The following is a 16050-nucleotide window of genomic DNA, read 5'->3' as shown; positions in this document are numbered from 1 at the left end:
TTTTTCTTTTTTGATACTGGTCTTAGGTGGTGGGGACGGAAGCAAGCCTTCGGTTTCATTCCTAAAATTTGAGCCTAAGGTCTCAAATTTTCCCTAGACCAGAACAGAAACTGTTCTGGTCTTTTCACCACAGCGACCATTATCGTACTTGGCGACTTCGTCGCTTTTTCTTATATCTTTATCGAATAGCCTTGCTTCCGATATCTGTTCGGTAAAAGAGGCCTTCTATTTTTTGTTGGGCGAGTTCTTGGTAGATGGTGTCTTGGGCTTCTTTGACGGTTTCTGCTGTGGTGACGAGCATATAAACTCGTCCGCCGTTTGAGAGCAGTGCTCTGCTATTTTCCGCAAACTTAGCCCCTGCATAGTAGGTAATGATGTCGCCATCGGTTTTGGCTGGCAACTTGACACCTTTTTCATAGTCTAGTGGGTAGCCGTTTGATGCGACAACCACACCCAGAGTCACCCCCTTGTCCGTCCAGGTGATGTTTGGCTCCTTGCCATCGATGATATCCGTAATATTTTGTGCAAAATCAGAGGTCAGACGAGGCAAGATAATCTGAGTTTCTGGATCTCCGAAGCGAGCATTAAACTCGATGACCTTAGGTCCATCAGCTGTCAAGATAAGCCCTGCGTAAAGGATACCCAGATAAGGACGACCTTCTTGAATCATGCCCTCAAGGACTGGCTTGACAATAGTCTCCACCGCTGTGTCAACTATACTCTGTGGCAAGTGAGGAACTGGCGCATAGGCGCCCATCCCACCAGTGTTAGGCCCCTTGTCGCCATCGTAGGCACGTTTGTGGTCCTGAGCCGTTGGCATGATGTAGAACTTATCACCATTGACAAAGGCAAAGAGTGAAAATTCCTCACCTTCAAGAAACTCCTCGATAACCACACGCGCACCTGAGCCACCAAATTTATTGTCCAAAAGCATCTCGTGAGCTGCTTCGACTGCTTGCTCAACCTTCTCCGCAACGACGACACCCTTCCCAAGCGCCAAGCCATCCGCCTTGACTACGATAGGCGCACCCTGCTTTTCGATATAGGCCTTGGCTTCCTCAAAGTCTGAGAATGTGCCATAGGCTGCTGTCGGAACGCCGTATTTGACCATGATTTCCTTGGCAAAATCCTTGGACCACTCCAGCTCAGCTGCCAATCTTGTCGGACCAAAGACTTTGAGACCAGCTGCATGGAAATCATCCACGATACCAGCCGCAAGGGCGTCATCTGGCCCGATAAAGGTCCAAGCAATATCGTTGGCTTTTGCAAACTCAATCAATTTAGAATGTTCGGAAATAGAGATATTTACCAATTCCAAACTATCAAGAGTCATCCCATCATTCCCAGGAGCTACAAATACTTTTTCAACGTCTTTTGACTCAAGCAACTTCTTAGCAATCGCATGTTCACGACCACCCGAACCGACAACAAGTAGTTTCATCTCACAACCTCTTTTACGAATTATTTACTAACATTATACCATAAACGTTCGTTTTAATCTTGTTTCACTCCGCGTTTTTACGCAAAAAAGGAAAGAAACTTTTTTCTTCCCTTTTGCTTCTTAATGTCTAAAATGTCTCACGCCTGTGAAGACCATGGTCAAGCCATATTTATCCGCCGCTTCGATAGACTCTTGGTCACGGACGGACCCACCTGGCTGGATGATAGCCTTGATACCTGCTTTGGCGATTTCTTCCACATTATCCGCAAATGGGAAGAAGGCATCCGAAGCAAGAACAGCGCCGTCCAGACGGTCTTTAGCTTGGTCAATAGCGATGCGAACAGAAGCTACACGGTTAGTCTGACCTGGACCAACACCCAATGTCATGTGGTCATTGGTCACGATGATACCGTTTGATTTGACGTACTTGATAGCTTTCCAAGCAAACTCAAGAGCAGTCGCTTCTGTCTCAGTTGGCTGGCGTTTGGTCACCACTTGCCAGTCAGCTGGGCTTTCTTTGACCACGTCTTGGTTTTGTACCAGAAGTCCACCGACAACACCTGTGTATTCTGCTTCTACTTCGCTAGCCTCTTGAGCATCAAATGGCAAGGCAAGGATACGCAAGTTTTTCTTTTTATTAGTCAAAATAGCTAGCGCTTCATCCGTATAACTTGGTGCGATGATGATTTCAAGGAAAACACCATGCATCTTCTCGGCTGTCGCAGCATCAACCTCACGGTTGAGAACGACAATCCCACCAAAGATAGAAACTGGATCAGACTCATAAGCGTAGTCCCAAGCAGTCTCGATGTCGTTAGCCTGACCGATTCCACATGGGTTCATGTGTTTGAGAGCCACAACGGTTGGACGGTCTTTGAAGTCACGGATGATACGAATGGCCGCATCAGCGTCACGGATATTGTTGAATGACAATTCCTTACCGTTAAGCTGTTTGGCGGATGCAATCGAGTAATCCGTTGGCAAAGCTTTTTGGTAGAAATCCGCGTCTTGTTGAGGGTTCTCACCGTAACGCATAGCTTGTTTGAGGTCATAGGTCAAAGTGAGCTTTTCAGGTTTGCTTTCTCCGACTTGAGCTGTGAAATACTCTGCAATCAAGGCGTCATAAGCCGCTGTGTGACGGAAAACTTTGGCTGCCAAACGTTGACGCGTTTCGTAAGTCGTTTCACCATTGGCTGACAACTCGTCCAAAACCACTGTATAGTCAGCAGGGTCTACCACAACCGTCACGCTGGCATGATTCTTCGCTGCCGAGCGAAGCATAGATGGCCCACCGATATCGATGTTCTCAACCGCATCAGCGTACCTCACGTCTGGTTTGAGGATCGTTTCCTTGAAAGGATAAAGGTTGACCACTACAAGGTCGATAAGCTCAATTTGGTTCTCCTTGGCCGCTTCCAAGTGGCTATCCAAATCACGACGGGCGAGGAGCCCACCGTGGATATTTGGATGAAGGGTCTTGACACGACCGTCCATCATTTCTGGAAAACCGGTCACATCATCGATAGCAATGGTGTCTACCCCAGCATTATCAAGGGCAACCTTAGTTCCACCTGTCGAGATAATCTCCCAACCAAGTTTTTTAAGTTCTTGGGCAAATTCAACAATACCCGCTTTGTCTGAGACGCTGATTAAGGCGCGTTTAGTCATTATATTCTCCTTTTTAATCATTAGTTAAACACCAATTAAATGCAGTAACAGTAAAACAAGATAAGCAAAACCAAGGCTAAGTATACCTAAGATATTGATCCATTTTCTAGTCTGTGATTTGAACACTCTTATAAAAATTTGATAAATCAGTAAGCCTACACAGACACCTAGCGTATTTAAAGTCAAATCCGTTATATCTGTTATACCTATTGCTAAAATATACTGTAAGCACTCAAACAATAGACTAATCAAGAAACCTGTCCCGACTATTCTTAAACTAGATAAATTAGTTTTTATCAGAGGGAAACAAACACCTAATGGAATAAAGGAAATCAGATTAAATAACATTTCAGCAAAAACAATTTTTCCATCTACTATTAGTGGTTCTGAAAATGGAATCCAATTGATATACCTTGGAGCTAAGAAAAATGCTATAAATTCAGGATTTGTTTCAAACTTAAATAAGATTCCCCAAGTTAATAACATCAGATAGACATAAAATACATATCGAGTTGTTTTTTTAGATTCTAACATTACAAATACCTCCGTTTGAAGCCGTCTTCAACAAGCACTGACTCCAATTTAAAATCAAAGATATCATATGAATCATCAATGGTAATGGTGCTTACCCCAGCATTATCAAGGGCAACCTTGGTTCCACCTGTTGAGATGATGTCCCAACCGAGTTTTTTTTAAGTTCTTGGGCAAATTCAACAATGCCCTATTTGTTTGAGACACTGATTAAAGCTTTTTTCGTCATTCTATTCCTCTTTCTTTAGGTCCAAGCGCATAGCAACTTCATTATTTTCTTCTATAAATCCTGTTTCCTGAAAACCCAAACTAGTCAACAGGTGCTTCATTTTTTCATTTCCAACCACATAATCTGCGATAATATGATTGCAAGCGCTATCCATCTGAGCCTTTTTGATCAGAACTTCCACGGCTTTTCGTCCATAACCTCTTCCTTGGTACTGCTGGCCAATCATTATCCGCCAGATAAAGTATTCCGCTTCATCCTTATCTATTTCCAACAGGAGAAAACCAACTACAAGCTCATTCCAATAAATTGCCATTGGAAACACATCCCCATTCTCTCGGTAGAGCCATGCGTCAGCTAAAGAGCGTACATTTGGAGACACGAAACGTGCTCGTTCATCAGCTTCAGATATTTTCAAATCCAGCACTGCCTGAAAACTGCTCTCATCTACTAATTTTATCTCAATCATTTTTTCTCCTAGCAAAATTGCACAATCAAAATTTGATTTACTTCTTATCTTCTCCCTACTCCCAAACTATCCAGCACTTCCGGATACAACTTGTACTCTGCCTCATGAATGCGAGCTTCAAAACTGTCAATGGTATCATTAGCTAGTCGCGGTACACGCACTTGTTTGATAACCTTGCCTGTATCCACCCCTGAATCCACCCAATGAATGGTAACGCCGCTCTCAGCAACACCAGCATTCCAAGCGTTCTCAATTCCGTGAGCTCCTGGAAATTCTGGCAGATAGGCTGGATGAATGTTGACAATCCGACCTTCATAAGCCGCCAATAAGGTTGGCCCAACGATTTTCATGTATCCTGCTAGACAAACCAAGTCAATCTGGTGTTCTTCCAAGAGTTCGACAAGGGCCGCTTCGTAGTCTGCCTTGCTCTCAAACTCCTTGAGTTCAAAAGCATAGGACAGAACGCCGAGCTTGTCTGCACGTTCGAGCACATAGGCATCACGATGGTCTGAAAAGACAAACTCCACTGGAAATTCTTCGGCAAGCACCTGAAAATTTGAGCCATTACCCGAGGCAAAAACCGCTATTTTTTTCATTTGATGATGACACTTTCGTTTTCTTTCTTGACGATATGACCAATTTCATAAACTGGTTCATCCAACAATTCCTTGACACGGCCTACATTTTCAGGGTTAACTGCTAGCATAAGTCCCACACCCATATTGAAGATTTCAAACATTTCTTCGTGTTTGATCTGACCGTATTTTTCAAGGGCTTTGAAAATTGGAAGCACTGGAACTTTGTTTTCATCAATTTCAGCAGCTAGGTCATCTGCAAACATACGAGGGACATTTTCGATAAAGCCACCACCAGTGATGTGGGCAATGCCATTGACCAACTCTTCCTTGATGAGTGGCAAAACAGCCTTGACATAGATACGAGTCGGCTCAAGAAGAACGTCCTTGAGTTGCTTGCCTTCCAATTCTGGAAGGACTTCCTCACCTGTGTAATCCGCAAAGACACGACGGACGAGAGAATAACCATTGGAATGAATCCCACTTGAAGCAAGTCCGAGAAGAATATCTCCTTCTGCCACCTTCGAACCGTCAATGATTTGAGATTTTTCAGCCACACCGACCGCAAAACCAGCCAAGTCATAGTCAGCTTCGCCGTACATGCCAGGCATTTCAGCCGTTTCCCCACCAATGAGGGCAGCACCTGCCTGCACACAACCTTCTGCCACACCAGCGACAACTTGTTCTAGCTTAGCTGGTTCATTCTTTCCTGTCGCCACATAGTCGAGGAAATAGAGAGGCTCCGCACCTGCAGCGATGATATCATTGACACACATGGCCACACAGTCCTGACCAATGGTATCGTGCTTGTCGTACTTGATAGCCAGCATGAGCTTAGTTCCGACACCGTCAGTCCCCGAAATCAAGACTGGTTCTTTAACCCCTGTTTTTGAAAGGTCAAACATGCCACCGAAACCACCCAGAGCTCCCATGACACCTGCACGCTCCGTACGAGCCACGTGCTTTTTAATCCGTTCAACAACTTCATAACCCGCTTCAACATCCACGCCAGATTGAGCGTACGCATTTTTATTTGCCATTTTTATATTCCTTTTCTTTAATGGAGGATCTATTGTCTATTTGTAAAAACTGGTCTTTTCTTCCAAACTTCTACGATAGTCTTCTTCATAATCATAGAGAGGTGTTGGGTAGTCACCGTCAAAATAAGCGACACAGAGACCACCATTTGGCGCATCCGTTTCAATACCAATTGACTCAATCAAACCTTCAACAGACAGATAGGTCAGACTGTCCGCACCAATGATTTGGCGAGTTTCTTCAACCGTATGATTGGCCGCAATTAACTCCTGACGGGTCTGGATATCAATCCCATAGAAACATGGATAAGCTAGCGCTGGACTACCAATAGCAACGTGAACTTCAGTCGCACCCGCTTCTTTCAAGAGCTGAACGATACGACGAGAAGTTGTTCCTCGTACAATAGAGTCATCAATCATAACAACACGCTTGCCTTTGACAACACCAGAAACTGCAGACAATTTCATCCGTACCCCTTGCTCCCGCAATTCTTGAGTCGGTTGGATAAAGGTACGTTGGGTGTATTGGTTCTTGATAAGACCCATTTCATTTGGCAAACCAGATTCTTCCGCAAATCCCATGGCTGCGCTGAGGGAAGAATTGGGCACACCGACCACGATATCCGCCTCATGCTTGAATTCACGCGCCAATTGGGCACCCATACGTTTACGTGCCGTATGAACATTGACACCATGAATGTTAGAATCAGGGCGGGCAAAATAGATATACTCCATAGAACAGATTGCTAACTGGGTATCATCTGTATAGCTATCATACTGGATGCCCTTGTCATCAATGATCACAATCTCACCTGGCTTCAAATCACGAATCCATTCAGCACCAATAACCTCAAAAGCACAAGTTTCAGAAGAAACAACCACCGCTCCATTAGCCATTTTCCCGATAGAAAGAGGACGGAAACCATTTGGGTCAAGAGCCGCAATCAACTTGTCTTCAAATAGCAAGATATAGGCAAAACCACCTTTGACAAGGCTGAGTGCTTCCTTGATTTTGCCCATTAGATTAGGATTGTGACTCCGACGAATGAGGTGGGCTAAGATTTCAGAGTCCGAAGTCGCGCTGAAAATCGCGCCTCTTTGTTCCAATTCTTTCTTGAGAGAGGCCGCATTGGTCAGATTTCCATTATGAGCCAAGCCAAACTGCATATCGTGAAAACGGAAGAGGAAGGGCTGGATGTTATCTACAGAAGCTTCGCCAGCAGTCGCGTAACGCACGTGACCAATCGCACCAGTTCCTGTCAATTTATCCAAATTAGCAGGATTTCTGAAGACTTCTGATAAAAGCCCCATGTCACGATGGCGCTTCAATTGTCCCTGAGCATTGGAGAGGATTCCTGCCCCCTCTTGACCACGGTGCTGAAGACTATGGAGTCCAAAATAGGTCAATTTAGCAGCATCTGGATGTCCCCAGATACCGAAAACGCCACATTCTTCATTAAGAGATTTTACTTCGTATGTCATTTTTTATACCTAATTTTTATTTGTGTAGCACCAAGAGCTAAATCTACATGACTTTTACATTACTGATACTATCTATTAGAAAATCTGTAAGTCTTATTTTCCAGTAAAGTATTTAACCGCTGACTCGAACAGGTGCTGGTCTTTATTGCCTGGGATATTTTGGAAAAGACCGTCTTCATAACGTTCTGAGTGTCCCATCTTACCGATGATTTGGCCGTTCTTGCTGGTAATTCCTTCGATAGCATGGACAGAACCATTTGGATTGTACTTAGAATCCATACTTGGTTTGCCGTCAAAGTCCACATATTGGCTGAAAATTTGTCCATTGTCACGGAGCTCAGCGAATTCCTCAGCTGTCACGACAAACTTCCCTTCACCGTGTGAAACAGGAATGGCATGAATCTCACCAATTTCCACTCCAGCAAGCCATGGTGAGTTGGTATTGGCAATGCGAGTTTCCACCATCTTGGCCACGTGTTGGTTGGCATCATTGTAGAAGAGGGTTGGGCTAGTACTGCTGGCCTCTTCGAAGTTCCCGTATGGAAGAAGACCTGATTTGACCAAGGCCTGGAATCCATTACAGATACCGATAATCAAGCCACCACGGGCGATAAAGCTATCAATAGCCACACGGACTTTTTCATTAAGCAGGATGTTGACGATAAACTTAGCTGAACCATCTGGTTCGTCCGCAGCTGAGAATCCACCTGCAAAGAAGAGAATGTTAGCCTTGCCGATGTTGTCAACCATGGTTTCAACCGACTTGACAATGGCTTCTTCATTGAGTGTCACGAATGGCACCAAGTTAACCTCTGCACCTTCTTTTTCGAAGGCCTTAGCTGAGTCATATTCCGAGTTGGTGCCCGGGAAGACTGGGATGTAGACCACCGGTTTTTCAACCTTTTCTTTGGCTTTAATCACAACATCTGATGCCACAGCTGGTACTTCAACCAGTTCTTTCGCTTGAGCAAATTCTGTTGGGTAAACTTCTTCCAGTTTGCCTTGGAAGGCACTGTCAAGCTTGTGTCCATCTAACTTCACACCGTTGACAGTCAGTGTAAAGTCTGCTTTCGTTTGACCGATTTTCTCTACTCCAGCAATTTCTTCAGGAGATGTGAAGACAAATCCACCTAATTGAGCTGTCAAAGCTGTTTCAAGTTCAGACAAGATCACCTCTGCACCGATATGATTTCCAAAGATAGCAAGAGCCAAACTTTCAACCACACCGCCGTATTTGACAGCCGATGCAGATGTTACTTTGTGAGCCTTTTGAAGGGCTTCAAACTGAGCAAAGTTAGACTTAATCAAGTCAAAATCAATCTCTGCTGAGAGAGCTTGACCTGGGATGTAGTAGATATTTTCCCCAACAGCTTTAAATTCTGGAGAGAGCACCTTACGGCTATCTGCCGTCGTCACCCCAAAGGCAACCAAGGTTGGCGGAACGGTCAATTCTTCAAAGGTACCAGACATGGAGTCCTTACCACCGATAGATGGCAAGCCAAGTTGAATCTGAGCTTCAATAGAGCCTAGAAGGGCGGCTACTGGCTGACCAAAACGCTCTGCTTGCTTGTCCATCCGCTCGAAATATTCTTGGTAAGAGAAACGAGCCTTAGACCAGTTGGCACCAGCAGCCACCAAACGAGCAGTTGCTTCGATAACCGCATAAGCAGCACCGTGGTATGGAGACCATTCAGCTACATATGGGTTGAAACCTTGAGCAATGACCGACGCAGTATGAGTCACACCGTGTTGAACTGGCAATTTCTGCACAGATGCCTCAGTTGGTGTGAGTTGGTAACGACCACCAAGTGGGTGATTAACCGTTGAGCGTCCAACAGAGCAGTCAAAGACAGTCTGTAATCCTTTTTGACTTGCATGGTTGAGGTCAGATAGAACCGTAAGGGTATCTGATTCCAGTGTTTCAGCAGATGTTTGACGCTCTTCTGGAAGTTTGACATCCTTGTCCACAACTTTGGCATCGACAACCACGCGCACACCATTGGTGTCAAGGAAACGACGCTCCAAGTCAACGATTGTCTCACCATTCCAGTGCATGACAAGATTTGGTTTTTCAGTTACTGTCGCCACCACAACAGCATCAATATTTTCTTTGTTACATTCGGCAACGAAGGCATCTACATCCTCAGGACGAACCACGACTGCCATCCGTTCTTGTGATTCAGAGATGGCAATTTCTGTACCATTCAAGCCTTGGTATTTAAGAGGAACCTTGTTAAGGTCGATTTCAAGACCATCTGCTAATTCACCGATAGCTACACAGACGCCACCAGCACCAAAGTCATTAGATTTCTTGATAAGACGAGTGACATTGCTATTACGGAAAAGGCGTTGAATCTTGCGTTCTTCGATAGCATTCCCTTTTTGAACTTCAGCTCCAGCAGTTTCCACGGACTCAACTGTTTGAACCTTAGACGAACCTGTCGCACCACCGACACCATCACGTCCAGTCTTACCTCCAAGGAGAATAATCACATCTCCCGCTTCCGGTTTTTCACGGACAACATTGCCCTTAGGAGCCGCACCGACAACGGCACCAAGCTCCATGCGTTTAGCTACAAAACCTGGGTGGAAGTACTCACGAACGTAGGTTGTTGCAAGCCCAATCTGGTTACCATATGAAGAATAACCATGGGCAGCTGTTTTAGAAATGACCTGTTGTGGCAATTTCCCAGCACGCGTTTCCGAAATCGGTGCTGTAATATCACCCGCACCAGAGATACGCATGGCTTGGTAAACGTAGGAACGGCCTGACAACGGGTCACGAATGGCTCCACCGATACAAGTAGCAGCCCCACCAAATGGTTCAATTTCCGTTGGGTGGTTGTGAGTTTCATTTTTAAACATGAGGAGCCAAGGTTCCTTGACACCATCAACGTCCACTTCGATTTCAACCGAGCAGGCATTGATTTCGTCAGACACTTCCATATCGTCCAAACGACCATTAGCACGCTCATAACGACCGAAAATAGTTGCCATATCCATCAAGGTTTGCGGTTTTTCAGAACGCCCCAACTCATCACGCATGGCAATATACTTGTCATAAGTTGACTGCAATTGTTTTTGGAATTTAGAAGCTGAGAAATCAATCTGTTTCAACTCTGTCTCAAAAGTCGTATGACGGCAGTGGTCAGACCAGTAAGTGTCCAAAACCTTGAGTTCTGTTTCCGTCGGCACGCGCCCGATTGACTTGAAGTAGTCTTGGATAAAGAGCAAATCATCCACTTCCATGGCCATCCCTTGCTCGGCCTTGTAGCGAGCAAAGTCTTCTGCCGTATAGCTTTCAAAGAAAGTCAATTTAGGAATGGTCTTGTCTGACTCAGAAAAATCCTGCTTAGCAATCGCTGTCGTGATATCCTTGAAACGAGAATCAACTGGATTGAGCAAATAGTTTTTGACTGCTTCTAACTCAGTCGCATCAATATCTTTATTGACCAAGTAAAGTTGGGCTGTATTAACTGTCACATCACTCGAACTTCCCAGCAAAAGCAAGGCTTCCTGTGAAGATGCTGCACGCTGGTCAAACTGCCCTGGTAGGCTTTCAATCGCAAAGAAAGCATAGTTGGCAAGATCCGCCTGCACAGCTGCTTCGTCCAAAACATGGTCTGTCACCTGCTCAGAGAAGATGTGTTTCTCTGCAGGCGCAAACAAGCCCTCTGCCAAGTCAAATACATCATACACTTGCACGATGCGAATACTTTTCAAAGTTGAAAGTCCCAAGTTGTGCTGGAGTTCTCTAACCAAACTCTCTGACTTGACCTGAAAATCAGCCTTTTTTTCAACAAAAATACGTTTATCCATCAATCCTTATTCCTTTATTTCAGCTCTTATAATGTTCCAACGACCTTGAAGTTGTTATTTCAATTCCTGCAACTTTTCCCAGACAATCTCGTAAACGTCTGTTAGTTCTCCCAATCCTCTACGGAGTGAAAAGGTCTGGGGGACCTTTTCAGTCTGAGTCCTTTTAGTTGAGAGACGAAGGTTTTCCGTTGCAAACAGATTATTTCAATCCCTGCAACTTCTCCCAGACAACTTCATAAACGTCTGTTAGCTCTCCCAATCCTCTACGGAAAACATCCTTATCCATGTGGTTGCCATCCGCATCCCACAAACGGCAGTTATCTGGTGAAAATTCATCTGCCAAGATAATCTTGCCATCCTTGTCAAAACCAAACTCTAGCTTAAAGTCAATCAACTTAAGCCCAATCTCAGCAAACCAGGCTTTTAAAAGTTCATTAATACGACGGGTTTCTTCCTTCAAGTAGGCGATTTGCTGGTCATCCGCAATCTGTAGGAATTTCACATGCTCGTCATTGATAAACGGGTCATCCAAATCATCATTTTTGTAGTAAAATTCGACAATCGGAGTCTCAAATGCGATTCCTTCGTCTACACCAAAACGTTTTGAAAAGGAACCAGCCGTGTAGTTTCGGAGCACGACTTCCAAAGGAATAATCTTAACCTTTTTATTGAGTTGCTCCGTGTCTGAAAGCTTCTCCACAAAGTGAGTCGCTACACCAGCTGCATTTAACTTCTCAAAAATAAAAGATGAAATCTGATTATTCAAGACTCCCTTACCTGCAATCTGCTCCTTCTTGACACCATTGAAAGCAGTCGCCTGGTCCTTGTAAGTTGAAATAATAAGATTTTCATCCTCTGTTGTATAGATATCTTTAGCTTTTCCCGAATAGATCAATTGTTTTGACATTTTAAAGTTCGCCTTTCGTATTACTTGAGCACATTCTACCATAAAAAACCAAAAAATACAAGAATTTAACCGAATAAATAGCGTAGTGACGTCAAAAATCATAAAGAAAAAACTGCAAGAAGAATTTTTCTCACAGTTTTAAAATCATTTAATACTCTTCGAAAATCAAATTCAAACCGCGTCAACGTCGCCTTGCCGTACTCAAGTACAGCCTGCGGCTAGTTTTCTAGTTTGCTCTTTGATTTTCATTGAGTTTAACTCTAAAAACACGAACATTACTCTTTGTTCAAAAATTGATCTAAATAATAACGTAGGTAACTTTTCTTGCCCGTAATCATCTGCAGACGACCTTCCACCCCGTACCGAAGTTTTTCAGCCTGCTCCGAAGTTAGATTAGTCTCCGCCTCGATTTTAAAGAAATTCCCTTTCTCAGTCTTAGTAGCTGTCGCATCAATACTTGTAATAGTAGAATCTAGGAAAAGTTGATTCTTGGCATCATGAGTCGTAGTATAGCGAACAGAATCACCGACCTTGATCCTTGCTACATCCTTTGAACTGAGATAAGCTGTTAGTTTGGTTTTCCCTTCTTTTTCCAAGGACGGATAGAGTTGGGCTAGTAGAGTCCCCTCTGCTACCATGGTAGAATCACTGGTCTCAGGATTAAGATGAAGCACCCCATCCTCACTCGCCGTAATTTTCCCCTTTTCTAAAAGATTTCCCTGAACCTTCTTACCCGATTCTGCCTCCAAAATTTTCTGGTCTAGAAGGGTCAATTCCTGACCAACCTTAGCCAAGTGTTGTGATTTAAGAGATTCCAATTGACTGCTTAAACCTGACGCATAAGCTTGCTGGGTACCTGAACCTGCATACTGAATACGGTAAGTAGCAAGACTGGATTCTAACTGAGAGAGCTGCGCTTCAACCTGCGCAACAGCCTGAGCCTTAGCTTGCGGATTTTCCTCACCCTGAGACTTATAGGACTGATAGAGCGAGTAAGCTAGATTCTGACTGGCCAAGGAAGCACCTGTTTCAATAGCTGACTTAGCTGTCTGGTAATCGCGAATTTTAGCCTCTGTTTGACTGATGAGGTTGCCGATTTCAGCTTGGGTTTGACTAGCTGCTGCATTCTGGGACGCGATGGTCTCATTTTGTTGCGATGTACTAGCCCTAAGACTGCCTGCTTGACTGAGGTAGTCGCGAAAGGTGGCTTGGTAGCCAAATTTATCCTCCTCTGGAAAGTGGTTCTCCCCTTCTTGCAGGCTCTTTTGCAAATACTCCAATTGCTTTTTTTGATCCTTAAGCATGTCCAACTGACTAGCATAGGCCTCTGCTTGGACACCCTCTGCCCCTTCCTGATATTGAACCAGAAGCTCCCCCTTTTTAACCAGCTTATTTTCTTCCAGATGATTGACAAGAATACGATTGTTGCTAGTTGACTGGATATTTGCAAGGATTCGACTAGGCTCGACAGTAGCTCTAGTTGATAAACTCATCTCCTTCTCTGCAAATGTTGCAAAGCCAAGTAAAAACACGAGCAGAAGGGACATGGGGACAATCACCCGACTGGAAAAATTATGGTAACGACGATTATAAAACTCCGCACTTTCTAAAAATTCTGGTTTCATCCTCTCCTCTTTCTAGCTATTGACCAAATGGGCATAAAAGCCACCCTGTGCAAGCAAATCAGCATGCTTTCCTTCTTCAACAATCTTGCCCTGATCCAAAACAACCACCTTCTCTGTCCGCTCTGCAATGGTCAAGCGATGAGCAATGAAAATCAAGGTCTTGTCTAAAGCCATGAGATTATCGACAATTCGCTTCTCAGTCAAGATATCCAGACTGCTGGTCGCCTCATCCAAAATCAAGACCGGCGCATCTGTCAAGAGAGCACGCGCCAGAGCAATTCTCTGACGTTGACCACCTGAAATCCCTGCCCCATCCGAAGTCAATTCTGTCTGGTAATTCAGTGGCATGCGCTCAATGTCCTCCCGAATCTCTGCCAATTCGACCGCCCGTAAGATATCTTCCTGTGTCGTCCCCTCCTTGGCTCCCAAAAGAAGATTCTCCAAAATCGTTCCGTTAAAGACATAGGGCTGTTGAGGCAGATAGTTGATATACTGGCGCAGGGCCTTTTTATCAATCTGATTGAGATTGACACCACCCAGACTAATCTCTCCCTGACTTGGATCGTAAAAATTAACCATCATCTTAGCCAAGGTCGTCTTACCTGACCCTGAAATCCCCACAAAAGCTACTTTAGAACCTTGGGGAATAGTCAAATTGATATCTGACAAGACGTCTCGACCATAACCATACTTGTAGTAAACCTGCTTGAAGGACATCTCTCCCTTCATCAAGCTCAAATCCTCAACTGTTTTCTTCTCCTCAAACTCAGAAGCTACCAGATAAACCTCGTTTAGACGGTTATTGGCGACCTGCGCTGTCTGAAGCTTGGTTTGCAGATTGATGATATTTTCCAAAGGATTGGTAAAGTAAACAAGCAAGGTATTATAGGTAATCAACTGCCCCAAACTCATCTTGCCATCCATGACCAGAACAGCTCCCATCCAGAGAATGCCGACATTGAGCAAGAGATGGGCAACTTTTTTAAGAGCCTTTTGCTGACTCTCTGCTCGACTATAGGTAAAGGATTTTTTCAGATAATCCACAAATTCCTTGTCAATTTTTTGGTAACGCTGACTTTCACTGGTCAAGGACTTGATAGTCTCAATACCGTTGATGTCCTCAATGATAGAAGAAGACAGAACTGCATTGGCTTCCATGGTATCCCGATTCATCTTTTCAAACGGCTTCATAAAAGCAAAGATAATCACTGTATAGATAGGAAGTGCCAATAAAGTCATGAAAAAAAGATTGGTATTTTGTGAAAATAAAACAAGGGAAATAATGACAACCGTTGACACATCTAGGAAAATCGAAAGAATGGTCGAAGCCAGCGCATCGATGATACTGTTAGCATCCGTGAAACGAGACACGATTTCCCCTGTCCTGCGTGTCGCAAAAAAGGACATAGGCAGGTGAAAAACATGTTTGATATAGGACAAAATCACATCAATCGACAAGCGTTGCCCCAAAACAAGTAAGAGATACTCCTGAGCGTAAGACAAAATCTGCTGGAGGATATAGACGATGACCAGCCCAATAGAAATAATCCCCAGCGTCGAACGCATCTGATCTGGCACATAGGTATCAATGATAGACTGCAGATAATAAGAACCCACAATGTTAATCACGGTTACCAAGAGTGTTGCCAAAACGATGTTGGCAATCAAGCCACGCTGCTTCACTAATATAGGGATAAAAGAGAGCAGACCATTCTTTTGATCCTTATGAGGCTTGTAGTCTGGACTAGGTGCCATAAAAAGAGTCACTCCTGTCCATTCTTCCGCAAAACGCTCACGTGGCAGTTTGGTCAATTTCACCCCAGGATCTGGATCGGCAATATGAATGCTATCCTTATCCTGCCCAGTCACCACATAGTAGTGGAGTAATTTTCCTTCCTTAAGCACATGAGCAACAAAAGGAAAGGTCAAATCTGGCAAGTCAAAGAGCGTCATATCCGCCTTGATAGCTCGTGTCTCAAAGCCAATCTCCTCTGCCACCTTGACCAAGCCCAAAGCCGTCGTCCCATCCATGGTCGTCTTGGCCAATTCTCGCAAGTGAGCCAAAGAATAATAGCTACCATAGTAGCCAAAAACCATGGCTAATGAAGCTACACCGCAGTCCATCTGATCCACCTGCGGACGATAGTGACGTTTCCCAAATTTCATATTCATCTCCTTTTTCTAAACTCATCTGATAACACCTATCTTACCCCAATTCCCAAATAAAAACTGGACTTCCTTCCCAAATGCTCCTATCTCCCTCCCAACTG

At 44.3% G+C, this 16050-nt stretch carries 12 protein-coding genes and 1 pseudogene; all 13 read right to left on the bottom strand.

Annotated features, from left to right (window positions below):
* Positions 1–178: 178 nt before the first annotated feature.
* On the bottom strand, positions 179–1441 hold the full coding sequence (gene purD, locus ACLV7Q_RS00410) for a phosphoribosylamine--glycine ligase (RefSeq protein WP_218757523.1): 1263 nt from the start codon (positions 1439–1441) through the stop codon (positions 179–181).
* A gap of 120 nt (positions 1442–1561) precedes the next feature.
* On the bottom strand, positions 1562–3109 hold the full coding sequence (purH, locus tag ACLV7Q_RS00405; RefSeq protein ID WP_218757522.1) for a bifunctional phosphoribosylaminoimidazolecarboxamide formyltransferase/IMP cyclohydrolase: 1548 nt from the start codon (positions 3107–3109) through the stop codon (positions 1562–1564).
* Between the two features lie 24 nt (positions 3110–3133).
* The gene (locus ACLV7Q_RS00400; RefSeq protein ID WP_218757521.1) at positions 3134–3643 is read right to left on the bottom strand and encodes a VanZ family protein; all 510 of its coding nucleotides are present in this window, start codon (positions 3641–3643) and stop codon (positions 3134–3136) included.
* Between the two features lie 71 nt (positions 3644–3714).
* Positions 3715–3869 (bottom strand): annotated as a pseudogene (locus ACLV7Q_RS00395) (bifunctional phosphoribosylaminoimidazolecarboxamide formyltransferase/IMP cyclohydrolase); the annotation flags it as partial.
* Position 3870: 1 nt separating this feature from the next.
* The gene (locus ACLV7Q_RS00390) at positions 3871–4335 is read right to left on the bottom strand and encodes a GNAT family N-acetyltransferase (protein WP_077804546.1); all 465 of its coding nucleotides are present in this window, start codon (positions 4333–4335) and stop codon (positions 3871–3873) included.
* Between the two features lie 44 nt (positions 4336–4379).
* Entirely contained in the window at positions 4380–4931 is a 552-nt protein-coding gene (purN, locus tag ACLV7Q_RS00385) for a phosphoribosylglycinamide formyltransferase (RefSeq protein ID WP_218757520.1), read from the bottom strand.
* On the bottom strand, positions 4928–5950 hold the full coding sequence (purM, locus tag ACLV7Q_RS00380; RefSeq protein WP_218757519.1) for a phosphoribosylformylglycinamidine cyclo-ligase: 1023 nt from the start codon (positions 5948–5950) through the stop codon (positions 4928–4930). The genes purN and purM overlap by 4 nt, the downstream gene beginning before the upstream one ends.
* Before the next feature lie 36 nt (positions 5951–5986).
* Positions 5987–7429, bottom strand: a complete 1443-nt coding sequence (gene purF / locus ACLV7Q_RS00375) for an amidophosphoribosyltransferase (RefSeq protein WP_218757518.1) — start codon at positions 7427–7429, stop codon at positions 5987–5989.
* A gap of 93 nt (positions 7430–7522) precedes the next feature.
* A complete protein-coding gene (locus ACLV7Q_RS00370; RefSeq protein ID WP_218757517.1) occupies positions 7523–11248 on the bottom strand; it encodes a phosphoribosylformylglycinamidine synthase in 3726 nt (1241 codons plus the stop codon).
* Positions 11249–11302: 54 nt separating this feature from the next.
* Positions 11303–11446, bottom strand: a complete 144-nt coding sequence (locus ACLV7Q_RS00365) for a phosphoribosylaminoimidazolesuccinocarboxamide synthase (protein WP_078353133.1) — start codon at positions 11444–11446, stop codon at positions 11303–11305.
* A 1-nt stretch (position 11447) separates the two neighbouring features.
* The gene (gene purC, locus ACLV7Q_RS00360) at positions 11448–12155 is read right to left on the bottom strand and encodes a phosphoribosylaminoimidazolesuccinocarboxamide synthase (RefSeq protein ID WP_000043295.1); all 708 of its coding nucleotides are present in this window, start codon (positions 12153–12155) and stop codon (positions 11448–11450) included.
* A gap of 275 nt (positions 12156–12430) precedes the next feature.
* Positions 12431–13780, bottom strand: coding sequence for a competence pheromone export protein ComB (gene comB, locus ACLV7Q_RS00355; RefSeq protein WP_218757516.1), 1350 nt, complete (start codon positions 13778–13780; stop codon positions 12431–12433).
* Between the two features lie 12 nt (positions 13781–13792).
* The gene (comA, locus tag ACLV7Q_RS00350) at positions 13793–15946 is read right to left on the bottom strand and encodes a peptide cleavage/export ABC transporter ComA (protein WP_218757515.1); all 2154 of its coding nucleotides are present in this window, start codon (positions 15944–15946) and stop codon (positions 13793–13795) included.
* Positions 15947–16050 lie beyond the last annotated feature (104 nt).

This window comes from Streptococcus mitis (assembly GCF_965111725.1).
GTDB lineage: Bacteria > Bacillota > Bacilli > Lactobacillales > Streptococcaceae > Streptococcus > Streptococcus mitis_DV.
The sequence above is the reverse complement of the archived record's forward strand: the minus strand, read 5'-3'. Positions and strand labels throughout refer to the sequence as shown.

Excerpts from the sequence above, each read along its gene's own strand:
- ACLV7Q_RS00400 (WP_218757521.1), bottom strand. The coding sequence starts at position 3,643 with ATGTTAGAATCTAAAAAAACAACTCGATATGTATTTTATGTCTATCTG.
- comA (WP_218757515.1), bottom strand. The coding sequence starts at position 15,946 with ATGAAATTTGGGAAACGTCACTATCGTCCGCAGGTGGATCAGATGGAC.
- ACLV7Q_RS00390 (WP_077804546.1), bottom strand. The coding sequence starts at position 4,335 with ATGATTGAGATAAAATTAGTAGATGAGAGCAGTTTTCAGGCAGTGCTG.
- purD (WP_218757523.1), bottom strand. The coding sequence starts at position 1,441 with ATGAAACTACTTGTTGTCGGTTCGGGTGGTCGTGAACATGCGATTGCT.
- comB (WP_218757516.1), bottom strand. The coding sequence starts at position 13,780 with ATGAAACCAGAATTTTTAGAAAGTGCGGAGTTTTATAATCGTCGTTAC.
- purM (WP_218757519.1), bottom strand. The coding sequence starts at position 5,950 with ATGGCAAATAAAAATGCGTACGCTCAATCTGGCGTGGATGTTGAAGCG.
- purH (WP_218757522.1), bottom strand. The coding sequence starts at position 3,109 with ATGACTAAACGCGCCTTAATCAGCGTCTCAGACAAAGCGGGTATTGTT.
- purF (WP_218757518.1), bottom strand. The coding sequence starts at position 7,429 with ATGACATACGAAGTAAAATCTCTTAATGAAGAATGTGGCGTTTTCGGT.
- purN (WP_218757520.1), bottom strand. The coding sequence starts at position 4,931 with ATGAAAAAAATAGCGGTTTTTGCCTCGGGTAATGGCTCAAATTTTCAG.
- purC (WP_000043295.1), bottom strand. The coding sequence starts at position 12,155 with ATGTCAAAACAATTGATCTATTCGGGAAAAGCTAAAGATATCTATACA.
- ACLV7Q_RS00370 (WP_218757517.1), bottom strand. The coding sequence starts at position 11,248 with ATGGATAAACGTATTTTTGTTGAAAAAAAGGCTGATTTTCAGGTCAAG.